Below are 23,180 nucleotides of genomic sequence, written 5' to 3'. Positions count from 1 at the left end.
CCCGCCGACGTCCGCCCCGGCGGTGGGTAGGACCGCTGTAGCACTGCGTAGCACCGCGCGCTACGGTGGTCCGGTGTCCACGCACCCCGAGATCAGCCAGCGCGACCTGAGGCTGCGCTCGAAGGAGATCATGGACGCCGTCGAGGGTGGCCAGACCTTCACCGTGACGCGCGACGGGCACCAGATCGGGGAGCTCGTGCCGCTGCGCCGACGGCGCCGGTTCGTGCCGCGGGCGGAGTTCGTCGCGATGTCCCGCACGGCGCCGGCCGTCGACCTGCAGCGCTTCCGGGCCGACCAGGACGCGCTGCTGACGGATGAGATCGACCCCTATGCACGGTGAGAGACGCCGCGGGCTCCTCGACACGAACATCCTGATCCTGCGCCGGGGGATCGCGGCGGAGCGGCTGCCGGACGACGTCGCCGTCTCCGCGGTGACGCTCGCGGAGCTCGCCGCCGGCGTGCACCTCGTCGCCGGGGACGACGCCGACGCCCGCGCCGAGCGCGCGCGTCGCACCGACGTCCTGCAGCGCGCCGAGAACGAGTTCGACCCGCTGCCGTTCGACGCCGAGGCCGCGCGCATCTACGGTCGGCTCGCGGCGGCCGTGCACAGCCTCGGCCGGACGCCCCGGCGACGCGTCGCCGACCTCATGATCGCCGCGACGGCGGCCGCGAACGAGCTCCCGCTGTGGACCACGAACCCCGCAGACTTCGCGGGCCTGGGCGACGTCGTCGAGATCGTCCCCGTGGACCGGCCGACCGCTGCACCGTGATGCCGCGGCGTGACGTGACGCACTCGTCCCTTGCCAGGTCAGGTAAGCCTGACCTTATGCTTCGGGCGTGACCGCGACCACGACCGCCACGGCGATCCCGCAGCCGACCGACACGACCGAGCCGGTCGTGCCCGAGGCGCCCGCGGCGTCGGTCGAGACCACCGTCTCCCCGTTCCGCATGTTCCACGTGCGCGTCGCCCGGCTGCAGCGCATGTGCCCGAGCGTGCTGCGCGTGACGTTCACCGGTGACGAGCTGGACCGCCTCGCGGACAACGGCTTCGACCAGCGCATCAAGTTCTTCCTGCCCATCGAGACGGCCGGCTACGAGGGCCTGCTCGACCTGGGGCAGTCCGGCGACTGGTACGGGCGCTGGCGCGCCCTCCCCGAGGACCGCCGCCACCCGCTGCGCACCTACACCGCGCGCACGGTCCGCCAGCAGCTGCGCGAGCTCGACGTCGACGTCGTGCTGCACGGGGACGGCGGACCGGCGTCCCGCTGGGCGTCCACCGCGGAGGTCGGCGACGAGCTCGTCGTCCTGGGCCCGAACGCCGACTGGGCCGGCCCGCACGGCGGCGTCGACTTCGTCCCGCCGGCGCGCACCGACCGCCTCCTCATCGCCGGCGACGAGACCGCCCTGCCGGCCATCGCGGGCATCGTCGAGCGCCTCCCCCGCGACGCGCGCGGCGAGGTCGTCATCGAGATGCCGTGGTCGGACGACCGCCTCGACCTGCACGCCCCCGAGGGTGTGACCGTCCGCTGGTACGGCCGCGACGGCCGCCGCCACGGCGAGCTGCTCGTCCCGGCCGTCCAGGCGGCGTGCGCGCGCCTCCTGCCCGGCCAGGCGCCCGCGCCCGACGTCGACCTCGAGGACGTCGACGTCGACCACGGCATGCTCTGGGAGGTGCCCGTCGACTACGCGACCGGCACCGCGCTGGCCGCCGAGGCGCACCTGTACGCGTGGCTCGCCGGCGAGGCGGGCGTCATCAAGACCCTGCGCCGCCACCTCGTCCGCGAGTGCGGCGTCGACCGCAAGGCCGTCGCGTTCATGGGCTACTGGCGCGAGGGGCGCTGCGAGGGCGCCTGACGCCGGGGCGCTGAGGTGTCGTGGAGGAGCGGCAGATCCTCGGCGAGGTCCCACTCCCGGTGCATCCGCACCTCCGGCAGCAGGGACACCGGCTCCACGTGCGGGGCGGACGCCCTCGACGCGGCCCCCGACGGCGGCACCCGCCTGCCGGCCGCGATCGCGGCGGCCGAGAAGGCGGTCGTCGACACGCGCGACCTGCAGTCCCGGCGCGGGCGGGCCTCCTGGCTGCAGGAGCGCAGCATCGGTCTGCAGGACCCGGGCGCGACGGCCATGTGGCGGTTCCTCCAGTGCTGGCAGACCGCGGCCGCGTCGACGAAGGTGGCGTCATGAGGACCTTCACCCTGCCCGGGACCGACATCGTCGCGCCCAACGTCGTGCTCGGCCTGATGCGCATCGCCGAGAAGTCCGACGACGAGATCCGCGAGCTCGTGCGGACCGCCCGCGACGCGGGCATCACGTTCGTCGACCACGCCGACGTGTACGGCAACGAGAAGCACGAGTGCGAGCGCCGGTTCGCCGACGCGATGCAGCTGACGCCCGCGCAGCGGGACGAGATCACGATCCAGACGAAGTGCGGGATCGTGCGGGAGGGGCCGTACTTCGACTTCTCCTACGAGCACATCATGTCGTCGGTCGAGGGCTCGCTGCGCGCGCTGCGGACCGACCACGTGGACGTGCTCCTGCTGCACCGGCCCGACGCGCTCGTGGAGCCGGACGAGGTCGCGCGGGCGTTCGACGAGCTCGAGGCGGCTGGCAAGGTGCGCGCGTTCGGCGTCTCCAACCACACACCGATGCAGATCGAGCTGCTCAAGCGGTCGGTGCGCCAGCCGCTGGTGGCCAACCAGCTGCAGCTGTCCGTCACCCACGCGGCGCTGGTCGCCCAGGGCACCGCGATGAACATGGTCGGCGTGGACCAGTCCACGACCCGTGACGGCGGGGGCGTGCTCGACTACTGCCGCCTGCACGACATCACCGTGCAGGCGTGGTCGCCGTTCCAGACCGGGTTCTTCACCGGCACGTTCCTCGGCTCGCCGGAGCTGCCGGAGCTCAACGCCGTCATCGACCGGCTGGCCGCGCAGTACGGCGTGCCGCCCATCGCGATCGCCACCGCCTGGATCACGCGCCACCCCGCGCAGATGCAGGTCGTGCTCGGCACGACGACGCCGGAGCGCGTCGCCGGCGCCGCGCAGGGCTCGGACATCCCGCTGACCCGGGCCGAGTGGTACGAGCTGTTCCGGGCCGCCGGGCACCTCGTGCCCTGACCTGCGAGCACGCGCCGGCCGCACGGGCCCCCGCCCGTGCGGCCGACGTGCGTCCGGGGCCGGGCGGCGACGCCACCGCCCTCAGTAGCGGTAGCGGCTGACCTGCTCCGGGTGGATCACCAGCCGCACCTGGTCCTCGGCGAGGATCGCGGTGAGGTCCCGGGCGCGCACCGGGTCGTCCAGGTCCCAGTAGCGCGCCGCCAGCCGCGCGGCGAGCTCGTGCGCGCCGTCCGCCTCGACGGTGACCGGCCCGGCCACCGCCACCCAGTGCTCGCGCTCGCCCACGGGCGCGGCGACGACGAGGGACGCGCGGGGGTCGCGGCGCAGGCGCCGGACCTTGAGGGTGTCCGGGCCGGTGAACAGCTGGACGGTGCCGTCGTCCGCCGCCTCGAACCACACCGGTCGCGGCTGCGGCGGCACGGGGCCGGCCGCGACGGTGAGGAACCCGTGCAGCGGCCGCCGGAGCAGCTCCAGGTCGTCGGCGGTCAGGGAGGTGTCGGTGCTCATCGCGGCTCCTCGGTCGGCGGGCGGCTCACGTCGGCCTCAACGGCACCGGGTCACGCGTTCATCCGCCGCGGGGCGCCGGCACCCGCGACCTCGGCCAGGAAGCGCCCCAGCGCATCGAGGTACACCCCCCGGGGCTCGTCGTGCGACAGCGCCAGGTCGTGCACGCCCCCGTCGACGACGAGCTCGCGCACGTCCGTGCCCAGCCCGGGCCCGAGCGCGGCGATCGTCGCGACGTCCAGCACGGTGTCGACGGAGTCGAGGTCCGCGCCCTCGACGAGGTCCGCCCCCGAGCGTGCCGACCGCGCGACCAGCAGCGGCACGCCGATCTCCAGCCCGCTCGCCACGCGCCGCTGCCCCCGGCGCACGGCGGCGAGCCACCCGGCCCGCACCGGCACGCCGTCGGGACGCTTCAGGTCGGTGTCGAACTCCCACCGTTCGCGCATCCGCCCGGCGTACCGCGACGGTGCGGCCGAGACGACGCGCAGCGGCGCGGTGCGGGCGAGCGGGCGCAGCGCCTGGTCCTGCAGGGGCGTCACCCACGACCGCTCGACCGAGAGGAAGGGGCTGTTCAGCACGACGGCGTCGGCACCGCCGCGGACCCGGTGCGCGTGCGCCCACAGCGCGGCGACGAGCCCGCCCGTGGAGTGCGCGTGCACCACCACGGGCAGTCCCGGCCACAGGGACCGGGCCGCCGCGACGGCGCGCGTCAGGTCGGACGCCTGCTCGCGGAGGTCCCCCTGGTAGTGCGGCACGTCGCCGGGGCGATGCGACCGCCCGGCGCGGCGGGCGTCGAGCGCGAGGAACGCCCAGCCGGCGTCGCGCACGGCGTCCGCGAGGTGCGACTGGAAGTAGTAGTCGTTGTAGCCGTGCAGGTGCACGACGACGCCGCGCGGTGCGGCCGGCGTCTCGACGGGCCGCACGAGCGTGAGCACGGGCGCCGCGCCGCCGGCGCGCACGGCCGGCCAGGACGGCCCGCCGGACGCCGGCCACCACCCGGCGAGGGTCCGCACCTCGTGGCCGGCGAGCAGCGGGTCCGGGGACCAGCCGGCCGCCACGTCCCCCGCCGCGCCCGGCCCCGCTCCCGTCGCTCCCGTCACGCGTCCATCGTCGCCGTCGCCACGTCCCGCCGCCCGTCGACGCCGAGCCCGCGCGGGAACCGCACGGGCACGAACAGCAGCAGGCCCACGAGCAGCACGGCCACGATCCCGAGCACGCCCCAGTACTGCTCGCCACCCAGCGCGATGGCCACGGAGAACGCGGCCGGCGCGAGGAACGTCGCCGCCCGGCCGGTCGTCGCGTACAGCCCGAACAGCTCGGTCTCCCGCCCGGGGTCGGAGAGCCGCGCGAGCAGCGCGCGCGACGCCGACTGCGCCGGCCCGACGCACGCGGACAGCACGAGCCCGCCGGCCCAGAACGCCGGCGCGCCGAGGTCGTGCAGCAGGAAGACGGCGGTCCCGGCGACGACGAGGACGGCGAGCGACCACGCCACGACCCGCCGCGGACCGTACCGGTCGTCGAGCCAGCCGGCCCCGATGGTCGCGGCGCCGGCGACGACGTTCGCGGCGATCGCGAACAGGATGACGTCGCCGGGCGAGAACCCGAACGTGCCGGCGGCGAGCACGCCGCCGAACGTGAACACGCCCGCGAGCCCGTCGCGGAACACGGCGCTGGCGATGAGGAACCGCAGGGTCGAGCGCCGGTGCCGCCACAGCTCGGCGATGTGCCGCCCGACGGTCCGGTACGCGCCCACGACGCCCACGCGCTCCGGCGCCCCCGGGCGGCGCTGGTCGGGCACGGCCACCAGCACGGGCACCGCGAACACGAGGAACCACACCCCCGCGATGAGCATCGACACCCGCACGTCGATGCCGCCCTCGGACCCGATGCCGAACCAGCCGACGTCCGGCTGGATGAACCCGACGTAGAGGATGACGAGCAGCACGATGCCGCCCACGTACCCGGCGCCCCAGCCGATGCCGCTGATGCGTCCGATGGTCGTCGGGGTGCTGATCTGCACGAGCAGCGCGTTGTAGGCGACGCCCGCGATCTCGGCGGCGATGGTGCCGACCGCCAGCAGCAGCACGCCGAGCCGCACGGCGTCGGCCATGCCGCCCTCGACCGGCCGGACGAACCACAGCGACAGCATGCTCAGCCCGACGACCGCCGACGTCACACCGAGCAGGAGCCGCCGCCGGCCGCCCGCGTCGGCCAGCGTGCCCAGCGCCGGTGCCGTCAGCGCGACCAGCACGCCCGCGGCGGCGAGGCCCCACCCGAGCCACTGGCTGTGCAGCGCCGTGACGGCGTCGACGTCGGCGCCCGGCTCCGCGAACGACGAGCCCGTGAGCCAGACGGTGAAGACGAACGTGGTCACGACGGCGTTGAAGGCCGCCGACCCCCAGTCCCACGCCGCCCAGGCCACGACCTGACGACGGACGACGGGCGGCTCGGCGACGGGCGAGCCGGCGGGGACCTCGGCGGTGGGGTGGGCCATGCCGGGAGCGTAGGGCGCGGTGCGCCGGCCGGCGTGCCGGCGTGGCGAACGGGCGACGCGCGGCGCCGTCGCGCCGGGGTGCGGTGCGGGCGCGCGTGCGCGACAGTCGAGGAGGACGGCGTCCACCGCCGCGAGGGAGGGCCGGTCATGGCCGCACTGCTCGAGGGTCGCACCGCACTGGTCACCGGGGGGACCCTCGGCATCGGGCGCGGCATCGCGGAGACGTTGGCGGCGCACGGCGCCCGGGTCGTCGTCACCGGTCTCACGGAGGACGAGTGCGCCGACGCACGCGCGCGGGGCGCGACGGCCCACGTCCTCGACGTGCGGGACGCGTCCGCCTGCCGCGAGGTCGTCGAGCGGGTCGCGGCCGACCTGGGCGGCCTGTCCGTGCTCGCCGCGAACGCCGGCATCTACCCGCAGGCGCGCGTCGCGGACATGACCGACGAGGACGTCGACCGGATCGTCGACGTCAACCTCAAGGGCACGATCCACGCCGTGCAGGCGGCGGTTCCGGCGCTCACAGCGTCCGGCCGCGGCCGGGTGGTGGTGACGAGCTCGATCACCGGCAACCTGACCGGCTACCCGGGCTGGGCCCACTACGGCGCGACCAAGGCCGCGCAGCTGGGGTTCGTGCGCACGGCGGCGATCGAGCTGGCGCGCGCCGGGATCACGGTCAACGCCGTGCTCCCGGGCAACGTGCTGACGCCCGGGCTGCGCGCGCTGGGCGAGGACTACATGGCGCGCATGGCGCGGTCGGTGCCCCTGGGCTTCCTCGCGGAGCCCGAGGACATCGGCGCGGCGGTCGCGTTCCTCGCGTCCGACGGTGCCCGGTACGTGACGGGGCAGGGCCTGGTCGTCGACGGCGGGCAGACCCTGCCCGAGTCCCCCGAGGCGCTCGCCGAGCTGTAGGCCGCGCCCGGGGCGGGCGTCAGCGCCGGCGGCGGAACAGGGCGCCGGCGACGACGCGCGCCACCACGAGCAGGGCCCCCCAGGACGCGACCGCCGCGACGGCCGCGCCGTCGGCCGGCAGCCCGAGGAGCAGCCCGCGCAGGGCGTCGGCGGCGGGTGTCACCGGGTTCACCGCCGCCAGGGCGGCGAGCACCGACGGCATCGTGCCGACCGGCACGAAGGCGCTGGAGACGTACGGCAGGAACATGATGACGAAGGTGAACCCGCTGGCCGCCTCCGGCCCGGACGCCACGAGCCCGATCGCGACGGCGACCCACGTGAGGGCGAGCACGTACACGAGCAGGACGCCGAGCGCGGCCAGCCACCGTCCGGCGGACGCGTCCGGGCGGAAGCCCACGAGCAGCGCGACCGCGACGACGAGCGCGGTGGACACGACGTTGCGGGCGAGGCTCGCCGCGACGTGGCCCGTGAGCACGGCGCCCGCCGGCACGGGCATGCTGCGGAACCGGTCGACGATCCCGTTCGTCATGTCGCTCGCCACGTCGACCGCCGTGGTCGCCGCGCCGTACCCCGCCGTGAGCAGCACGATCGCCGGCACGACGAAGTCGACGTACGCCATGCCGGAGCTGATCGCGCCGCCGAACACGTAGACGAACAGCAGCAGCAGCACCACGGGCAGCAGGACCGCGAGCAGCAGGGTGTCGAGCTGCCGCGTGGACCGCCGCAGGCTGCGTCCCACGAGGGCGAGCGTGTCGCGGAGGACGTCGCCGGGGCGCGGCGGCGCGGGCACGGGGCGGGGCGTCAGGTCGACGGCGGTCATCGGGGCTCCTGGGCGGGCGGGACGAGGGCGGGCGGGGCGGGGGCGGCCGGGGCGGACGCGGGCGGGACGAGGGCGGGCGGGACGGCGCGCGGCCCGGGGCGGGCGTCCTGGCCGGTGAGGGCGAGGAACGCGTCGTCGAGCGTGGGGGTGCGGACCTGCCAGTGCACGACGTCGAGGGCGCGCTGCTCGACGTCGGCGAGGATCCGGCGCACGTCCGCCACCGAGCCGTCGGTCGCCGTGCGCCGCGTCGTGCCGTCCGCGAGCACGACCTCGACGTGCGCCGAGCCGACCGCGGACTTGAGGCGTGCGGCGGTGCCCTCCGCGATGACGACGCCGCGGTCGATCACCACGACGCGGTCGGCGAGCGCGTCGGCCTCCTCGAGGTACTGCGTGGTGAGCAGGACCGTGCCGCCCGCCGCCGCGACGGACCGGACCACGTCCCACAGCGCGTTGCGGCTGCGCGGGTCGAGGCCGGTGGTCGGCTCGTCGAGGAAGAGCACCTGGGGCCGGCTCAGCAGGCTCACGGCGAGGTCGAGCCGGCGGCGCATGCCCCCGGAGTACGTGCGGACGGTGCGGCGCGCGGCGTCCGTCAGGTCGAACAGCTCGAGCATGTCCGCGGCGTCCCCGCGCACCTGACCGCGGGGGAGGTGCGCGAGCCGCGCGGCGAGGCGCAGGTTCTCCTCGCCGGTGAGCAGCTCGTCGACGGCCGCGTACTGACCGGTGAGCGAGATCGCGCCGCGGACACGGGCGGCCTGGCGCACCACGTCGAACCCGGCCACGCGGGCCGCGCCGCCGTCGGGTGCCACGAGCGTGGACAGGATCCGCACCACCGTCGTCTTGCCGGCGCCGTTGGGCCCGAGCAGGCCCACGACCTGCCCGCGGTGCGCGGTGAGGTCGACCCCGTCCAGGACGGCCCGCCCGCCGTACGCCTTGCGCAGCCCGCGCGCCGCGATCATCGCCTCGTCCATCGCCGCCTCGATTCTGTGTATGCCGCACACTCGTTGTGTATGTCATACACAGTCATAGGATCGGTCGTCAATGGACCAGCACACGGACGGCGCCGCGCGCCCCGAACCCGACCGGCGCGCCGAGGGCCCGGCGGGCGAGAGCCCCGTCGCGCCCGCACCGCCGGGCGAGCCCGCGGGCCTGCCTCCCGACGTCGCCGTCCTGTGGCGACGCCCCGCACCCGGGCGGCGCGGACCGCGGCCGAGCCTGTCGCTCGACGGGATCGCGGACGCCGGCGTCGCACTGGCGGACGCCGAGGGGCTCGAGGCCGTGTCGATGGCGCGGGTCGCGCAGTCGCTCGGCTTCACCACGATGTCGCTCTACCGGCACGTGCGCAGCAAGGACGAGCTGCTCATGCTCATGGTCGACCGGGCTGCCGGGCCGCCGACGCCCGTCGGGCCCGAGGCGGGCGACTGGCGGGCGCGCCTCGAGACCCTCCTCGAGGCTCAGCGACCCACCCTCGCCGCCCACCCGTGGTTCGCGGACCTGCCCGCCGTGCTGTTCGCGCTGGGCCCGAACCGGCTCGCGTGGATGGACGCGATGCTCGCGTGCCTGGAGGACACGCAGGTGCCCGAGGCCCACAAGGTCGAGGCGGTCGGCGTGCTCGCGAGCCACCAGCTGGACTGGGCGCGCCTCGAGAGCGCCTACACCGCACGGCAGCGACAGGTGGCCGCCGCCGGGGGTGGGCAGGGCGACCCCGACGCCCTGATCGCCCGGCTGGTGTCGCCCGACGAGCACCCGGCCCTCGCGCGGGCCGTGGCGGGCGGCGCGTTCGACCGGCCGGCCGGCGAGCCGACCGCCGAGCCGACCGACCGCGCTGGGCTCGACTTCGGCACCACGATGATCCTCGACGGGATCGCGGCGCTCGTCGCCCGGTCCGCACGGCCGTGACGCGCGGCGGCGGGCACCGAGCCGCCCTCAGCCCGCGGCGTCGCGCCGGCGCGCACCGGGCGCCAGGACGCGCGTCGACGACGTCACCGGCGCCAGGCAGGATCCCGGCATGACGCCACCGACGCCGGACGCCCCGACCGCCGCGCACGCCGACCGGCCCCTCGTCGCCGGCCGCTGCTTCGGCGACGGCGACCCCCTGTACGCCGCCTACCACGACGACGAGTGGGGCGTCCCGGTGCACGACGAGCACGCGCTGTACGAGCGCCTCGCCCTCGAGGCGTTCCAGTCCGGGCTGGCCTGGATCACGATCCTGCGCAAGCGGCCCGCCTTCCGCGCGGCCTTCGCCGGGTTCGACCCCGAGGTGGTCGCACGGTTCGACGAGTCCGACGTCGCGCGCCTGCTCGCCGACGCGGCGATCGTGCGGAACCGGGCCAAGATCGAGGCGACGGTCGCGAACGCGCGCGCGACGCTCGCGCTGCACGCGGCGGGCCGCACGCTGGACGAGGTGCTGTGGTCGCACGCGCCCACCGGCCCGCGCCCCCGCGCCACGACGTGGACGGACGTGCCGGGCCGGACCCCGGAGTCGGCCGCGCTCGCGCGTGAGCTGCGCGCGCTCGGCTTCCGGTTCGTCGGCCCGACCACCGCCTACGCCGCGATGCAGGCGTGCGGCGTCGTCGACGACCACCTCGCGACGTGCCCGGTGGTGGCCTCCCGGGCGCGGTCGGGCGGCGGGGACCGGACCGCGGCGGACGGGACGGCCCCGGGCCACGACGCTGCTCCGGCGGGGTGACACCGCGCCCGGACGGCTCACCCGGACGCGCGGCGCGCACTAGGGTGCCGGGCATGGCGGAGCAGCGGGACGGCCAGGGGCGGCACGACGCCGTGCGCGCCGCTCAGGACGCGTGGCAGTCGTGCGCGACGCCCGACCCGGGCGTCCTCGAGGCCGTGCAGGACGGCCTCCTGTCGGTGCCCGCCGGCTCGCCCACCGCCTGGTACGGCGTACCGCGGCCGCGCCATCCGCGCGACCAGCGGGCGCAGTCGCTGCACCGCCGCGAGCGCTGACACCACCCCCGACCCCGGACCCCGCTCCCCGGCGCACCCGCCCGTCGTCCCAGGCGCACGACCGCACCGCGGAACCGGTCGTCTCACCCAACGGTCACCTCTGTCCGCCATCCGGTCACGCTGGATACGCTCCCCTCGACCATCCAGAGCGGCCGAGAGACCTGGCTCAGCGACGCCGCAGCAACCCCCCTCCACGTTGAGGGTGTGGGTGCTTCCGCCAGGAACGATGGAGTGACGATGAGCGTGCCCACCCACGCCGCCGACCCCTCGGACGGCCCCGCGCCGGCCGGGGACGCCGGCGCAGCCCCTCCCGGCCGCACCTCGGCCGGGACCGCCCGATGACCGCCGTGACCGGGACCCGGCCACCCGCGGCGGCGGTCGAGGCCCCGCCGCGCACCGCCCGCCGGCGGAGCGAGCCGGCCGCCGCGCTGGACCGGCCGACGGTGTCCTTCGAGCTGTTCCCCCCGCGGGACCTCGACGCGGCGCCCCGCCTGTGGCGGACCGTGCGCGAGCTCGAGGCCGCCGAGCCGGACTTCGTGTCCGTCACCTACGGCGCCTCCGGCCGCACGCGGGAGACGACGCGCGCGCTCGTGACGCGCCTGCTGCGCGAGACGACGCTGAACCCGATCGCCCACCTGACCTGCGTGGGGACGTCGCGCGAGGAGGTCGCCACGATCGTCGAGGAGTTCCTCGACGAGGGCGTGCGCTCGTTCCTCGCGCTGCGCGGCGACCCGCCCGCGGGGCAGACGGACTGGCAGCCGCACCCGGACGGCGTCGACACGGCGGCCGGGCTCGTCGCGCTGCTGCGCGAGATCGAGCGGCGGCGCTGCGCGGGCAGCCCCGCACAGGCGGTCCGGGCGCGCGTGCGGCCGCTGTCGGTGGCCGTCGCCGCGTTCCCGCGTGGCAACCACGCCACCGGCGGCACGCGCGAGCAGGACGTGCAGGCGCTGCTCGCGAAGCAGGAGGCCGGTGCCGACTTCGCCATCACGCAGGTCTTCTTCGACGCGGAGGCGTACCTCGGCCTGGTCGCCGAGGCGCGGCGCGCGGGGGTCACCATCCCGATCGTGCCGGGCATCATCCCGACCACCGACCCGGCGCGTCTCGAGCGCGTGCAGGAGCTCACCGGGGTGCCCGTCCCGCGCACCCTCCTCGACCTGCTCGGCTCGGTCGACGACCCCGCCGAGCGCCACCGGCGCGGCATCCGCGCGAGCGTCGACCTGGTCAACGGCGTGCTCGACGGCGGTGCGCCGGGCGTGCACGTCTACACGTTCAACAGGCACGAGGCAGCCCTCGACCTGCTCGAGGGCGCCGACCTGCGCGGCGGCCCCCCGGCACCCGGCCGTGCCCCGGCGGACCGCGCCGCGCCCACCCGTCCTACGACGTCCCCCGAGCCCGCCGGCGACCCCGCCGCCGTGCCCACCACCACACCGCGAGGTATCCCGTCATGAGCACCACCGTCACCCCGACCGCCGCCCCGGCGTTCCCCGCCGGCTCCGTGCTGGGCTACCCGCGCATCGGGCCGCGCCGCGAGCTGAAGAAGGCGCTCGAGGCCTTCTGGGCCGGCCGCACCTCCGCGGACGAGGTCGAGGCCGTGGCCGCCGACCTGCGCCGGCGCACCCGCACGCGCCTCGCCGAGCTCGGCCTCGCGACGGACGCCCCGGCGATCCCGAGCGCGTTCTCGTTCTACGACCACGTGCTCGACGCCGCCGCGCTCGTCGGCGCGGTCCCCGCGCGCTTCGCGGACCTGCAGGACGCCGACGGCCGCCTCGACCTCGCCGGCTACTCGACCGTCGCCCGCGGCCGCGGCGACGACCTCCCGCTCGAGATGACGAAGTGGTTCGACACGAACTACCACTACCTCGTCCCCGAGATCGGCCCGGGCACGGCGTTCCGCTACGCCAGCGACCGGCCGGTGGCGGAGTTCGCCGAGGGCCTCGCGGACGGCGTGCTCACGCGTCCCGTCGTGGTCGGCCCGGTCACGTTCCTCGCGCTGTCCAAGCCGAGCGAGGACGCGCCCGCGGGCTTCCACCCGCTCGACCGCCTCGACGACCTGCTGCCCGTCTACGCACGCCTGCTCACCGAGCTGGCGGCGGCCGGTGCGACGTGGGTGCAGCTCGACGAGCCGGCGCTCGTGTCCGACTCCGTGGGCGTGCCCGCCGAGGCGCTCCACGAGGCGACGACCCGCGCCTACCGCGCGCTGGCCACCGAGCTCGCGCGTCCCGACCGCCCCGCGATCCTCGTCGCCGCGCCCTACGGCGACCTGGGCCCCGCGCTGCCGGTGCTCGCCGCGACGGACGTGGACGGCATCGCGATCGACCTGGTCCGGGGCGAGGCGCCGACCGTCGTCGTGGGCGGCCTGGCGGGCAAGACGGTCGTCGGGGGCGTCGTCGACGGCCACAACATCTGGCGCGCCGACCTCGACGCGAAGCTGGCCGTGCTCGAGCGGCTCGAGACCCTGGCGGCGCGCGCGGTCACGGTGGGCACGTCGACGTCGCTGTTCCACGTCCCGCACACCGTCGAGGACGAGCCGGCGCTCGACGCGACGCTCGCGTCCTGGCTCGCGTTCGCCGACGAGAAGGTCCGCGAGGTCGCCGTGCTCGCCGAGGGCCTCACCGAGGGGCGGGAGGCCGTGCACGAGCAGCTGCTCGCCGCGTCCGACGCCGTGCGCAGCCGCGCGAGCGCCCCGGGCGTCGTGCGGCCCGAGGTGCGTGAGCGCGCCGCCGGCCTCACGGACGAGCAGTTCCGCCGCGGCCCGTTCGCCGAGCGCAAGAGCGCCCAGGCCGCACGCCTCCGGCTGCCCGCGCTGCCGACCACGACGATCGGCTCGTTCCCGCAGACGCCGGACATCCGCAGGGCCCGCGCGGCGTTCGGCAAGGGCGAGCTCACGGCCGAGCAGTACGAGGACGAGATGAAGGCGGAGATCCGCCGCGTCGTCGAGCTGCAGGAGCGGATCGGGCTGGACGTGCTGGTGCACGGCGAGCCCGAGCGCAACGACATGGTGCAGTACTTCGCGGAGAACCTCGACGGGTTCGCCGTCACGCGCAACGGCTGGGTGCAGTCGTACGGCTCGCGCTGCACGCGCCCGTCGATCCTGTGGGGCGACGTCTCGCGGCCCGCGCCGATCACCGTGGCGTGGTCGACGTACACGCAGTCCCTGACGGAGAAGCCCGTCAAGGGCATGCTCACGGGCCCGGTGACGATCCTCGCCTGGTCGTTCGTCCGCGACGACCAGCCGCTCGGCGACACCGCGAACCAGGTGGCCCTCGCGCTGCGCGACGAGATCGCGGACCTCGAGGCCGCCGGCATCGGCATCGTCCAGGTGGACGAGCCGGCGCTGCGCGAGCTGCTGCCGCTGCGCGAGAAGGACCACGCGGCGTACCTCGACTGGTCGGTGCGCTCGTTCCGGCTCTCGACCGCCGGCGTGCGCCCCGAGACGCAGATCCACACGCACCTGTGCTACTCGGAGTTCGGGCAGATCATGGACGCGATCGACGGCCTGGACGCGGACGTGACGAGCATCGAGGCGGCGCGCTCGAAGATGGAGATCCTCGGGGACATCGCCGCGGCGGGCTACCCGCGCGCCGTCGGCCCGGGCGTCTACGACATCCACTCCCCGCGCGTGCCGGGCGAGGCGGAGGTCACCGAGCTGCTCAGCGAGGCCGTCCGCACCATCGACGTCGACCAGCTGTGGGTCAACCCGGACTGCGGCCTCAAGACCCGCCGCTACGAGGAGGTCACCCCCTCGCTCGAGCACCTGGTCGCGGCGACGCGCACGGTCCGCGCGACGCTCTGACGGCCCGGGCCGGCGTCCGCTCGCGCCGGCCCGGCGACGCGCGTCCGGGGTGCGCCCACCACCGCGGACGCACGACGACGGCGCCCGTCCCCGCACCGGGGGCGGGCGCCGTCGTCGGTGCGGGCCGGACGGCGTCAGACCGGCACGACGACGTCCCGGCCGTCGACGACCGCCGCGGCCGCGACCTCGTAGGGCCGCGGCGTGAGCGCCAGGTACGTCAGGCCGCGCGCGCTCGACCGGTGGTCGACGACGTCGTACCCGCGCGGCACGGCGTCCGTGCCGAAGAGGCGGCGTCCGTGCCCGACCGTCACGGGCGCGACGAGCAGCCGGTACTCGTCCACCAGCCCCGCCGCGTGCAGCGTCGCCGCGAGCCGCGCGCACCCGTGCACCTGCAGCTCGCCGCCGTCGCGCTCCTTCAGCGCCGTCACCGCCTCCAACACGTCGCCCTCGAGCCGCACCGACCCGGCCCAGTCCCCGCCCAGCGCGCTCGACGTGACCACGTGCTTGGGCCGCCCGTTGAGCTGCACCGCCGCCGGGTTGTCGTCGCCGGTCACCTGCGGCCAGTACGCGCGCATCAGCTCCCAGGTCGTGCGCCCGAACAGGAGCTCGTCGGTCCGGCCGAACCAGTCGCCGACGACCTCGCCGAACACCGGGTCGTCCGCGAACGGCACCACCCACCCGCCGGCGGTGAACCCGTCGCGCGGGTCCTCGTCGGGTGCTCCCGGGCCCTGCACCACGCCGTCGAGCGTCATGAACTCGTGCACCGTCAGTCGCATCGTGCGCCTCCTGCCGTCCTCGGTCGGTCGTGCCACTACCGACCGGCGCGGGCCGCCGAACTCGTCGGGACCGGCCCCGCGACCCGCCACGCGGGGCTAGCGTCGGCGCATGGGAACCCCCTTCGACGTCCCGCTCGAGGAGCTCCGCACGCGCGGGTCGGCCAAGTGGGCGACGTACCCGGCCGACGTGCTGCCGGCGTTCGTGGCCGAGATGGACGTGCGGCTGCCGGAGGCGGTCGTGCGCGCGGTCGCGGACGCGATGGCCGCCGGCGACACCGGCTACGAGGTGGGGAACGGCTACGCGGAGGCGTTCGCCGGCTTCGCGGCCGAGCGGTACGGCTGGGACGTCCCGGTCGCGGCGGCCCGGCAGGTGCCGGACGTGATGCAGGGGATCGTCGAGGTCGTGCGCGTGCTCACCGCGCAGGGCGACGGCGTCGTCATCAACCCGCCGGTCTACCCGCCGTTCCGGCCGTTCCTGCAGCACGCCGGTCGCCGCGTCGTCGACGCGCCGCTGGGCGCCGACGGGCGGCTCGACCTCGACGCCCTCGACCGCGCCTTCGCGGACGCCACCGTCTACCTGCTGTGCCACCCGCACAACCCGACGGGCACGCTGCACTCGCGCGCGGAGCTGGCCGCCGTCGGCGAGCTCGCGGCCCGGCACGGCGTGCGCGTCGTCGCGGACGAGATCCACGCGCCGCTCGTCGTCGGCGACGCGCCGTTCGTCCCGACGACGACCGTGATCCCCGACGCGGTGGCGCTGCACTCGGCGTCCAAGGGGTTCCACCTCGCGGGCCTCAAGGCCGCCGTCGCGGTGCCGGGGCCGGCGGCGGCCGACCTCGCGCGCATCCCGGAGATCGTGGGCCACGGCGTCAGCCACCTCGGCTCGGTCGCGCACCAGGCGGCGTTCCGCACGGGCGGGCCGTGGCTCGACGAGGTGCTCGCCGTGCTGCGCGGCAACGTGGCGACCGTCGCGACGACGCTCGCCGAGCGGCTGCCGTCGGCCCGGTGGCGCGCCCCGGAGGCCACCTACTTCGCGTGGCTGGACCTGCGCGACACCCCCGCGGTCCGCGCGAGCGGCGCCGACCCGTCGCGCCTGCTCCTCGACGAGGGCCGCCTGGCGGCGTTCCGCGGCACGGACTTCGGCACGGGCGGCGAGGGCCACGTGCGGCTCAACCTCGCCTGCTCCCCCGCGACCCTGGACCAGCTGCTCGGTCGCCTCGTCACGACGCTCGCCTGACCCCGGCGCACGCGACGGCGGCCCCGCTCTGCGGGAGAGCGGGGCCGCCGGGAGTGCGCGCGGACGACGTCAGACGGTCGCGTCCGCCGGGTGCCCCGCCTCGATGGACGTGGGCCGGGTCCCGTGCTGCACCTCGATGCGGCGCGGCTTGGCCTCCTCGGCGACGGGGATCGTCAGCGTGAGGACGCCGTCGGCGTAGGTGGCGCTGATGCGGTCGAGCGCGAGGCCACGGCCGACGGTCAGCTGCCGGGCGTACGTGCCGGACGGACGCTCCTTCGCGAGCCACTGCACGTCGTGCTCGGTGCGAGCCGAGCGCTGCGCGCGCACGGTCAGCGTGCGGTCCTCGACGTTGACGTCGATCGTGCCCGGGTCGGCGCCCGGCAGGTCGACGTGGAGCACGTAGTGGTCGCCGTCGCGGTACAGGTCCATCGGCATCGTCGCCGACGCGCGGTCGGCGGCGAACACCTGCGCCAGCACGCGGTCCATCTCCTGGAACGGGTCGAAACGAGTAGCCACGCCCCTCACCTCCTCGATGTGGGACCTCGGACCTCCCGGGCCCCCGTGCGTCCCGGTGCCCCCTCCGCACCGGTGGCTACATCGAAATACTTAGCACTCTCACGTGGAGAGTGCTAGCCCTGGGAGGCAGGTTTCGCGCACCGAGAACGGCGGCGGTCGGTCAGGCGCTGCGGCCGACCGAGCCCGGGCGACCGTCGGCCCGCGAGCGGGGGAACGTCGCGACGAACGCGCTCAGCGCCTCGACGATCCGGACGTCCGCATCCAGCCACGGGACGTCGAACCACTGGTTCTGCGGGAGCCAGCGCAGCTCGTCGTGCTCGACGATCGGCTCGGGCTCACCGACGAGCACCTCCGCGAACCACAGCCGCATGACGTACCGGTCGGACAGCCGCCAGGCACCGTCGTCGGGGCCGAGCAGCTCGACGCCGAGGCCGACGCGCACGCCCAGCTCCTCGCGGAGCTCGCGGTGCAGGGCCTCCTCGGGCGACTCACCGGGGTCGACCTTGCCCCCGGGGAACTCCCACCGCCCCGCGAGGCTGGCGGGTGTGGCGCGGCGCGCCGCGAGCAGCAGGCGCGGGTCGTCGAGGTCGTCGACGAGGGCGGCTGCCACGACGAGGACGGGTGGCGTCATACGGGCAGTGTGCCAGCCGGGGGTCACGGCACGGTCACGCACCCCCGGCCGCGCGCGGCGGTGCGCCGCCGGCACCGGCGCCCACCGACCTCCGCTCTCCCCCTGCGGACGTCGGGCGCGCCACCGGCCGCACCGTGCGGGCGGTGCGGTCAGCGGATGCCGTGCGCGACCGCCCAGGCGACGGCCTCGGCGCGCGTCGAGGCGCCGATCTTGCGGTAGACGCTGCGGACCTGCGACTTGACGGTGTTGCGGGTGACGAAGAGCCGCGTCGCGATCTCCTCGAGCGTCACGTCCTCCGCGAGCTCCGCGAGCACGACGCGTTCGCGTCGGGTGAGCGTGTGGCCGGTGAAGGTCGCCGCGTTGGCGCGGGTCTCCAGCATGCTCATGATGTCCTCCGGTGGGCGGCGGGGGCCGGACCGTCCGACCCCCGAGGGCTGCGTACCGGATGAGAGCGACGTGACACGTCCCTATGACGGGACTTCTGCCACCCTGTTCTCCCGACCACCGAAGGTCCCCCCCGCGGTGCCGATCGCTGCACCAACCAAGACGTCCCAGCGCACCGCGTGATACATGGCGTCATGGTCCGACGCGAGCACTGTGCGCCCGCTCACCCGTACGGGGCAAGCACCCGGAAGACGGAGGGGCTCACCCCGTCACCCGTCCGGCGCAACGGTGCCCGTTTCGCCTGGGGGCTCGCACCCACGCGGGCCGCGACGGGGCCGCCGTCAGGGGTTGAGCGCGCCGTACTCCGCCGCGGACAGGAGGGGGCCCGTCTCCGTGACGTCCACGCGCAGCAGCCAGCCGGCGCCGTAGGGGTCGGCGTTCACCACGGCCGGGTCGTCCACGACGCCCTGGTTGACCTCGACGACCGTGCCCGTCACGGGCGAGTAGAGCTCGGAGACCGACTTGGTCGACTCGATCTCCCCGATGACCGCGCCGGCGGTCACGGCGTCGCCCACGGCCGGCAGCTCGACGAAGACGATGTCGCCGAGCGCGTCGGCGGCCACCGCGGTGATGCCCACGGTCGCGGGGGACGCGCCGTCGAGCCACTCGTGCTCGGCGGTGTACTGCAGGGTGTCGGGCAGCTCGGCGGCCATGGGTGCTCCTGTCGGGGCGGTCGGGTGCGGGGGCGTGCGGGTGGTGCGTCGCGCGTCGTCGGTGCGGACGACGTCACCGGGGACGACGGTAGAAGGGCAGCGGCACGACGCGCACGGGTTCACGCCGCCCGCGCACGTCGACGGCGAGCTCGGTGCCCTCGGCGGAGACCTCGGGCGTCACGTAGGCCATCGCGACGGGGTGGCCGAGCGTCGGCGACGGCGCGCCCGACGTCACGGTGCCGACGGCGGGTGCGTCGGGGGCCGTCGAGGCGTGCACCGCGTACCCGTGGCGGGCGGCACGGCGGCCGAGCCCCTGCAGCCCGACGAGCACGCGTGCGGGCGCCGACGTGGCGCGGGCCGCCAGCGCCGCACGGCCGACGAACGGCACGGGCGCCCCGTCGGCGTCCACCTTGTCGAGCTTCACGACGCGGCCGAGGCCGGCGTCGTGCGGGGTGGTCGTGCGGTCGAGCTCGTTGCCGTACAGCGGCATCCCGGCCTCGAGCCGCAGCGAGTCGCGCGCCGAGAGCCCGGCGGGCACGAGACCGTGCGGCGCGCCCCCGGCGAGCAGCGCGCGCCACAGCGCCGGCGCGTGCCCGGCGGGAAGGAAGAACTCGAAGCCGTCCTCCCCGGTGTAGCCGGTCCGGGCGAGGAGCACGGGCGCACCGGCGAAGCGCATGGGCAGGCACGCGTAGTACCGGGACGTGGCGGGCGTGAGCTCCGTCGGGGCGTCGGGGTCCGCCTCGAGGCCCGCGGTCGCCAGCACGACGTCGAGCGCGCGCGGCCCCTGCACCGCGACGAGACCGGTCGCGGCGGACCGGTCGGCGACCTCGACGTCGAGCCCGGCGGCCCGCTCGCGCAGCTCGGCCAGCACCGTCTCGTGGTTCGAGGCGTTGGCGACGACCAGGTAGTCGTGCGGGGTCGTGCGGTAGACCACCAGGTCGTCGATCACGCCGCCGTCCTCCTGGACGACCATCGTGTAGCGCGCGCCGAGCACCTTCAGCGCCGACAGGGCGCCCACGAGCGCGCGGTCGAGGAACGCCCCGGCGTCGGGCCCGGACACGACGATCTCGCCCATGTGCGAGAGGTCGAACAGGCCGGCGGCGGTCCGCACCGCGGTGTGCTCGGCCAGGTCGGAGGTGTAGCGCAGCGGCATCTGCCACCCGGCGAACGAGGTGAGCGCGGCACCGAGCGCCACGTGCTCGTCGTGCAGCGGCGAGCGCCGGTCGGTCGCGGCCTCGGTCATGGTGCCCTCCGTCGTCGTCGCGCCCGTCGTCGCGTCGCTCACGCCAGGTCCCCGTCCGCGAACGCCTCGACGGGCGGGCACGAGCAGACGAGGTTGCGGTCGCCGCGCGCGCCGTCGATGCGCCGCACGGGCACCCAGTACTTGTCGGTGCGCAGGCTCGCGACCGGGTACGCCGCGGTCTCGCGGCCGTAGGCGTGGTCCCACGCGTCCGCGGTGACCGCGGCGGCGGTGTGCGGGGCCTGCCGCAGCGGGCTGTCGGCGAGCGGCCAGCGGCCGTCCTCGACGGCGTCGATCTCGGCGCGGATCGCGACCATCGCGTCGACGAACCGGTCGAGCTCGGCGAGGTCCTCGCTCTCGGTCGGCTCGACCATGAGCGTGCCCGGCACGGGGAACGACAGCGTCGGGGCGTGGAACCCGTAGTCCATGAGCCGCTTGGCGACGTCCTCGGCCGTGACGCCCGTGGCCCGGGTGATCGGCCGCAGGTCGAGGATGCACTCGTGCGCGACCAGGCCGTTCGGTCCGGTGTAGAGCACGGGGTAGTGCGGCGCGAGGCGGGTGGCGACGTAGTTGGCGGCGAGCACCGCCACCTCGGTCGCGGTGCGCAGACCGTCGGCGCCCATGAGCGCGACGTACGCCCACGAGATCGGGAGGATCCCCGCCGACCCCCACGGCGCGGCCGACACGGGAGCGACCGGCGCCGCGGCACCCTCGCCGCCCGGGCGCGGGTCGCCGGGCAGGAACGGCACGAGGTGCCGCGCCACCGCGACCGGGCCGACGCCCGGGCCGCCGCCGCCGTGCGGGATGCAGAACGTCTTGTGCAGGTTCAGGTGCGACACGTCGCCGCCCAGCTCACCGGGACGCGCGAGGCCGACGAGGGCGTTCAGGTTCGCGCCGTCGATGTAGACCTGCCCGCCCGCCGCGTGCACCAGGTCGCACACCTCACGGACGTGCTCCTCGTAGACGCCGTGCGTCGAGGGGTAGGTGATCATGATCGCCGCGACGCGCGGGCCGTGCTGCTCGAGCTTCGCGCGCAGGTCACCGAGGTCGACCTCGCCGTCCTCGGCCGTCGCGACCACGACGACCTTGAGCCCCGCGAGCGCCGCCGACGCCGCGTTGGTGCCGTGCGCCGAGGCGGGGATGAGGCAGATGTCGCGGTGCTCGGCACCGGGCGTGCGCCGCGCCTCGTGGTAGGCGTGGATCGCGAGCAGGCCCGCGAGCTCGCCCTGCGAGCCGGCGTTCGGCTGCACGGACACGGCGGCGTAGCCGGTGATCTCCGCGAGCCAGCGCTGCAGCTCGTCGACCAGGGCGGCGTAGCCGTCGGTCTGGTCGTGCGGGGCGAACGGGTGGATGCTCGCGAACTCGGGCCAGGAGATGGGCTCCATCTCGACCGTGGCGTTGAGCTTCATGGTGCACGAGCCCAGCGGGATCATCGTGCGGTCGAGGGCGAGGTCCTTGTCCGACAGGCGACGCAGGTAGCGCAGCATCGCGGTCTCGGAGCGGTAGCGGTGGAAGACCGGGTGCGCCAGGTAGCCGGTCGCGCGCGTCAGGTGCGGCGGCAGGTCGGCCGGGCGGGCGCCCACGAACCCGACGGAGTAGCGGCCGCCGGCGTCCGGGGTCAGCGTCGTCGCGCCGCCCTCCGCGAACGCCAGCGCGACGCGCAGCAGGTCGTGGTCCGTCGTCGTCTCGTCGCACGACACCTGGACGTGGTCGGCGTCGGGGGCGTACAGGTTGACGCCGCGGGCGGCGGCGGCGCGGACGACGTCCTTCGCCCGGCCCGGGACGGCCAGGCGGACGGTGTCGAAGAACGCCTCGTGCTCGACCGCGACGCCGGCGGCGGCGAGCACCTCGGCGAGGGCGACCGCGTGCCCGTGCACGCGCCGCGCGATGTCGCGCAGCCCGTCGGGACCGTGGAAGACGGCGTACATCGACGCGACGATCGCGAGCAGCGCCTGCGCGGTGCAGATGTTGCTCGTCGCCTTCTCGCGGCGGATGTGCTGCTCGCGGGTCTGCAGCGCGAGGCGGTACGCGGGCGCGCCGTCGGCGTCGACCGAGACGCCCACGAGCCGGCCCGGCAGCGTGCGCGCGAGCCCCTGGCGCACGGCCATGAACGCGGCGTGCGGGCCGCCGCCGAACAGCGGCACCCCGAACCGCTGCGCCGAGCCGACCGCGACGTCGGCACCGAGCTCGCCGGGGGTCGTGGCGAGCGTGAGCGCGAGCAGGTCCGCGGCGACCGTGACGAGCGCGCCGCGCTCCTTCGCGGCGGCGACCACGGGACGCAGGTCGCGCAGCGCACCGGACGCGCCGACCTGCTGCACCACGACGCCGACGAGCGGGCCGTCGACCTCGGGCAGCCCGTCGGTGAGGTCCGCGACGACCACGGGCAGCCCCACCGCCGCCGCCCGGCCGCGCGTGACGGCGAGCGTCTGCGGGAACAGGTCCGCGTCGAGCACGACCGTGCCCGTGGATGCCTTCGACGCCCGCCACATGAGCGCGACGGCCTCCGCGACGGCGGTGGCCTCGTCGAGCAGCGACGCGTTCGCGACGTCGAGCCCGGTGAGGTCGGAGACGACGGTCTGGAAGTTCAGCAGCGCCTCGAGCCGGCCCTGCGAGATCTCCGGCTGGTACGGCGTGTACGCGGTGTACCAGGCGGGCGACTCGAGCACGTTGCGGCGGATCACCGGCGGCGTGACGGTGTCGTAGTAGCCCTGCCCGATCATCTGCGTCATGACGCGGTTGCGGCCCGCGAGCGCGCGCAGGTCGGCGAGCACCTGCTGCTCCGAGCGTGCGGGCGGCAGGTCGAGCGGGCGGTCCGTGCGGATCGTCGCCGGCACGGCCGCGTCGACGAGCGCGTCGAGGCTGTCGTACCCGAGCGTGGCGAGCATGCGGGCGGTCTCGTCGCCGCGGGGGCCGATGTGCCGGTCGGCGAAGTCACGGGCGGCGGGCGTGTGCGGCACGGGGCGGGGCGCGGGTGCTGCGGCAGGGGGCTGCACGTCGAGGTCGGTCACTCGGGGCTCCACGGGGGGTCGTCCGGCGCGCGCCGGGACGGGCAGGGGCCTCCCCGCTCTGTCATCCGCCCACCGCGAGGG

The 23,180-nt window shown here is 75.9% G+C and carries 24 protein-coding genes and 1 riboswitch; of the genes, 12 read left to right on the top strand and 12 right to left on the bottom strand.

Going from position 1 to position 23,180, the window contains the following annotated elements; translation table 11 throughout:
- Positions 1-73 precede the first annotated feature (73 nt).
- The 5 genes from E5225_RS00540 (at position 74) to E5225_RS00520 (ending at position 3,116) form a co-directional block, all read left to right on the top strand.
- Positions 74-340, top strand: coding sequence for a prevent-host-death protein (locus E5225_RS00540; RefSeq protein ID WP_135972574.1), 267 nt, complete (start codon positions 74-76; stop codon positions 338-340).
- Positions 330-770, top strand: a complete 441-nt coding sequence (locus E5225_RS00535) for a type II toxin-antitoxin system VapC family toxin (RefSeq protein WP_135972575.1) — start codon at positions 330-332, stop codon at positions 768-770. Before E5225_RS00540 ends, E5225_RS00535 begins: the two co-directional genes overlap by 11 nt.
- Positions 771-948: 178 nt before the next feature.
- Positions 949-1,854 carry a siderophore-interacting protein gene (locus E5225_RS00530; protein ID WP_135972608.1) on the top strand — a complete coding sequence of 302 codons (906 nt, stop codon included), beginning with the start codon at positions 949-951 and terminating at the stop codon, positions 1,852-1,854.
- A gap of 15 nt (positions 1,855-1,869) precedes the next feature.
- Positions 1,870-2,184: a DAK2 domain-containing protein gene (locus E5225_RS00525; protein WP_135972576.1), complete on the top strand. Its 315-nt coding sequence runs from the start codon at positions 1,870-1,872 to the stop codon at positions 2,182-2,184.
- A complete protein-coding gene (locus E5225_RS00520) occupies positions 2,181-3,116 on the top strand; it encodes an aldo/keto reductase (protein WP_135972577.1) in 936 nt (311 codons plus the stop codon). Before E5225_RS00525 ends, E5225_RS00520 begins: the two co-directional genes overlap by 4 nt.
- A gap of 81 nt (positions 3,117-3,197) precedes the next feature.
- Here the strand turns inward: E5225_RS00520 and E5225_RS00515 are convergent, their stop codons facing one another.
- From E5225_RS00515 to E5225_RS00505, 3 genes are read right to left on the bottom strand one after another with little or no spacing between them, the layout of a single operon-like run.
- Positions 3,198-3,623, bottom strand: coding sequence for a pyridoxamine 5'-phosphate oxidase family protein (locus E5225_RS00515; protein ID WP_135972578.1), 426 nt, complete (start codon positions 3,621-3,623; stop codon positions 3,198-3,200).
- Between the two features lie 50 nt (positions 3,624-3,673).
- Positions 3,674-4,720: an alpha/beta fold hydrolase gene (locus E5225_RS00510; RefSeq protein ID WP_166435912.1), complete on the bottom strand. Its 1,047-nt coding sequence runs from the start codon at positions 4,718-4,720 to the stop codon at positions 3,674-3,676.
- Positions 4,717-6,114 carry an MFS transporter gene (locus E5225_RS00505; protein ID WP_135972580.1) on the bottom strand — a complete coding sequence of 466 codons (1,398 nt, stop codon included), beginning with the start codon at positions 6,112-6,114 and terminating at the stop codon, positions 4,717-4,719. The genes E5225_RS00510 and E5225_RS00505 overlap by 4 nt, the downstream gene beginning before the upstream one ends.
- A 147-nt stretch (positions 6,115-6,261) precedes the next feature.
- Between E5225_RS00505 and fabG the strand changes: the two genes are divergently transcribed.
- Positions 6,262-7,023, top strand: coding sequence for a 3-oxoacyl-ACP reductase FabG (fabG, locus tag E5225_RS00500; protein ID WP_135972581.1), 762 nt, complete (start codon positions 6,262-6,264; stop codon positions 7,021-7,023).
- A gap of 19 nt (positions 7,024-7,042) precedes the next feature.
- On the opposite strand, the gene E5225_RS00495 is transcribed toward fabG, so the two are convergent.
- Both E5225_RS00495 and E5225_RS00490 read right to left on the bottom strand, forming a co-directional pair.
- Positions 7,043-7,843: an ABC transporter permease gene (locus tag E5225_RS00495; protein ID WP_135972582.1), complete on the bottom strand. Its 801-nt coding sequence runs from the start codon at positions 7,841-7,843 to the stop codon at positions 7,043-7,045.
- Positions 7,840-8,811 carry an ATP-binding cassette domain-containing protein gene (locus tag E5225_RS00490; RefSeq protein ID WP_135972583.1) on the bottom strand — a complete coding sequence of 324 codons (972 nt, stop codon included), beginning with the start codon at positions 8,809-8,811 and terminating at the stop codon, positions 7,840-7,842. The genes E5225_RS00495 and E5225_RS00490 overlap by 4 nt, the downstream gene beginning before the upstream one ends.
- Positions 8,812-8,881: 70 nt before the next feature.
- Here E5225_RS00490 and E5225_RS00485 point away from each other — a divergent pair, with 70 nt between their 5' ends.
- The 5 genes from E5225_RS00485 (at position 8,882) to metE (ending at position 14,594) form a co-directional block, all read left to right on the top strand.
- On the top strand, positions 8,882-9,739 hold the full coding sequence (locus tag E5225_RS00485; protein ID WP_135972584.1) for a TetR/AcrR family transcriptional regulator: 858 nt from the start codon (positions 8,882-8,884) through the stop codon (positions 9,737-9,739).
- A gap of 109 nt (positions 9,740-9,848) precedes the next feature.
- Complete coding sequence (locus E5225_RS00480; RefSeq protein WP_135972585.1) at positions 9,849-10,529, top strand: DNA-3-methyladenine glycosylase I; 681 nt, start codon at positions 9,849-9,851, stop codon at positions 10,527-10,529.
- A gap of 53 nt (positions 10,530-10,582) precedes the next feature.
- Entirely contained in the window at positions 10,583-10,801 is a 219-nt protein-coding gene (locus E5225_RS00475; RefSeq protein ID WP_135972586.1) for a hypothetical protein, read from the top strand.
- A gap of 136 nt (positions 10,802-10,937) precedes the next feature.
- A riboswitch (SAM riboswitch) is annotated at positions 10,938-11,045 on the top strand.
- A 94-nt stretch (positions 11,046-11,139) separates the two neighbouring features.
- Positions 11,140-12,249 (top strand): methylenetetrahydrofolate reductase, encoded by a 1,110-nt coding sequence (locus E5225_RS00470; protein WP_135972587.1) that lies wholly within the window; start codon positions 11,140-11,142, stop codon positions 12,247-12,249.
- Entirely contained in the window at positions 12,246-14,594 is a 2,349-nt protein-coding gene (gene metE / locus E5225_RS00465; protein WP_135972588.1) for a 5-methyltetrahydropteroyltriglutamate--homocysteine S-methyltransferase, read from the top strand. The genes E5225_RS00470 and metE overlap by 4 nt, the downstream gene beginning before the upstream one ends.
- A gap of 134 nt (positions 14,595-14,728) precedes the next feature.
- Here the strand turns inward: metE and E5225_RS00460 are convergent, their stop codons facing one another.
- The gene (locus E5225_RS00460) at positions 14,729-15,370 is read right to left on the bottom strand and encodes a dihydrofolate reductase family protein (protein WP_135972589.1); all 642 of its coding nucleotides are present in this window, start codon (positions 15,368-15,370) and stop codon (positions 14,729-14,731) included.
- A 109-nt stretch (positions 15,371-15,479) separates the two neighbouring features.
- On the opposite strand from E5225_RS00460, the gene E5225_RS00455 reads away from it, so the two are divergent.
- A complete protein-coding gene (locus tag E5225_RS00455; protein ID WP_135972590.1) occupies positions 15,480-16,607 on the top strand; it encodes a MalY/PatB family protein in 1,128 nt (375 codons plus the stop codon).
- A 69-nt stretch (positions 16,608-16,676) separates the two neighbouring features.
- Here the strand turns inward: E5225_RS00455 and E5225_RS00450 are convergent, their stop codons facing one another.
- The 6 genes from E5225_RS00450 to gcvP all read right to left on the bottom strand — a co-directional run bounded on the left by E5225_RS00450 (position 16,677) and on the right by gcvP (position 23,099).
- Complete coding sequence (locus E5225_RS00450; RefSeq protein ID WP_135972591.1) at positions 16,677-17,123, bottom strand: Hsp20/alpha crystallin family protein; 447 nt, start codon at positions 17,121-17,123, stop codon at positions 16,677-16,679.
- 160 nt (positions 17,124-17,283) lie between these two features.
- Positions 17,284-17,754: a (deoxy)nucleoside triphosphate pyrophosphohydrolase gene (locus tag E5225_RS00445; RefSeq protein ID WP_135972592.1), complete on the bottom strand. Its 471-nt coding sequence runs from the start codon at positions 17,752-17,754 to the stop codon at positions 17,284-17,286.
- A 149-nt stretch (positions 17,755-17,903) separates the two neighbouring features.
- Entirely contained in the window at positions 17,904-18,140 is a 237-nt protein-coding gene (locus E5225_RS00440; RefSeq protein ID WP_135972593.1) for a helix-turn-helix domain-containing protein, read from the bottom strand.
- 339 nt (positions 18,141-18,479) lie between these two features.
- Positions 18,480-18,851, bottom strand: a complete 372-nt coding sequence (gcvH, locus tag E5225_RS00435) for a glycine cleavage system protein GcvH (protein ID WP_135972594.1) — start codon at positions 18,849-18,851, stop codon at positions 18,480-18,482.
- A gap of 73 nt (positions 18,852-18,924) precedes the next feature.
- Entirely contained in the window at positions 18,925-20,094 is a 1,170-nt protein-coding gene (gene gcvT, locus E5225_RS00430) for a glycine cleavage system aminomethyltransferase GcvT (RefSeq protein WP_135972609.1), read from the bottom strand.
- A 38-nt stretch (positions 20,095-20,132) separates the two neighbouring features.
- Entirely contained in the window at positions 20,133-23,099 is a 2,967-nt protein-coding gene (gene gcvP, locus E5225_RS00425) for an aminomethyl-transferring glycine dehydrogenase (RefSeq protein ID WP_424945121.1), read from the bottom strand.
- Between the last annotated feature and the right edge of the window lie 81 nt (positions 23,100-23,180).

The organism is Cellulomonas shaoxiangyii, from assembly GCF_004798685.1.
In the GTDB taxonomy this organism is placed as follows: domain Bacteria; phylum Actinomycetota; class Actinomycetes; order Actinomycetales; family Cellulomonadaceae; genus Cellulomonas; species Cellulomonas shaoxiangyii.
Note: the sequence above shows the minus strand (reverse complement) of the source record. Positions and strands in the feature narration are given on the sequence as shown.

What these genes read in the sequence shown, in the direction of transcription:
- E5225_RS00535 (WP_135972575.1), top strand. Translation starts at nt 330, where the DNA reads ATGCACGGTGAGAGACGCCGCGGGCTCCTCGACACGAACATCCTGATC.
- E5225_RS00530 (WP_135972608.1), top strand. Translation starts at nt 949, where the DNA reads ATGTTCCACGTGCGCGTCGCCCGGCTGCAGCGCATGTGCCCGAGCGTG.
- E5225_RS00520 (WP_135972577.1), top strand. Translation starts at nt 2,181, where the DNA reads ATGAGGACCTTCACCCTGCCCGGGACCGACATCGTCGCGCCCAACGTC.
- E5225_RS00515 (WP_135972578.1), bottom strand. Translation starts at nt 3,623, where the DNA reads ATGAGCACCGACACCTCCCTGACCGCCGACGACCTGGAGCTGCTCCGG.
- E5225_RS00505 (WP_135972580.1), bottom strand. Translation starts at nt 6,114, where the DNA reads ATGGCCCACCCCACCGCCGAGGTCCCCGCCGGCTCGCCCGTCGCCGAG.
- fabG (WP_135972581.1), top strand. Translation starts at nt 6,262, where the DNA reads ATGGCCGCACTGCTCGAGGGTCGCACCGCACTGGTCACCGGGGGGACC.
- E5225_RS00495 (WP_135972582.1), bottom strand. Translation starts at nt 7,843, where the DNA reads ATGACCGCCGTCGACCTGACGCCCCGCCCCGTGCCCGCGCCGCCGCGC.
- E5225_RS00490 (WP_135972583.1), bottom strand. Translation starts at nt 8,811, where the DNA reads ATGGACGAGGCGATGATCGCGGCGCGCGGGCTGCGCAAGGCGTACGGC.
- E5225_RS00485 (WP_135972584.1), top strand. Translation starts at nt 8,882, where the DNA reads ATGGACCAGCACACGGACGGCGCCGCGCGCCCCGAACCCGACCGGCGC.
- E5225_RS00480 (WP_135972585.1), top strand. Translation starts at nt 9,849, where the DNA reads ATGACGCCACCGACGCCGGACGCCCCGACCGCCGCGCACGCCGACCGG.
- E5225_RS00475 (WP_135972586.1), top strand. Translation starts at nt 10,583, where the DNA reads ATGGCGGAGCAGCGGGACGGCCAGGGGCGGCACGACGCCGTGCGCGCC.
- E5225_RS00470 (WP_135972587.1), top strand. Translation starts at nt 11,140, where the DNA reads ATGACCGCCGTGACCGGGACCCGGCCACCCGCGGCGGCGGTCGAGGCC.
- metE (WP_135972588.1), top strand. Translation starts at nt 12,246, where the DNA reads ATGAGCACCACCGTCACCCCGACCGCCGCCCCGGCGTTCCCCGCCGGC.
- E5225_RS00460 (WP_135972589.1), bottom strand. Translation starts at nt 15,370, where the DNA reads ATGCGACTGACGGTGCACGAGTTCATGACGCTCGACGGCGTGGTGCAG.
- E5225_RS00455 (WP_135972590.1), top strand. Translation starts at nt 15,480, where the DNA reads ATGGGAACCCCCTTCGACGTCCCGCTCGAGGAGCTCCGCACGCGCGGG.
- E5225_RS00445 (WP_135972592.1), bottom strand. Translation starts at nt 17,754, where the DNA reads ATGACGCCACCCGTCCTCGTCGTGGCAGCCGCCCTCGTCGACGACCTC.
- E5225_RS00440 (WP_135972593.1), bottom strand. Translation starts at nt 18,140, where the DNA reads ATGAGCATGCTGGAGACCCGCGCCAACGCGGCGACCTTCACCGGCCAC.
- gcvH (WP_135972594.1), bottom strand. Translation starts at nt 18,851, where the DNA reads ATGGCCGCCGAGCTGCCCGACACCCTGCAGTACACCGCCGAGCACGAG.
- gcvT (WP_135972609.1), bottom strand. Translation starts at nt 20,094, where the DNA reads ATGACCGAGGCCGCGACCGACCGGCGCTCGCCGCTGCACGACGAGCAC.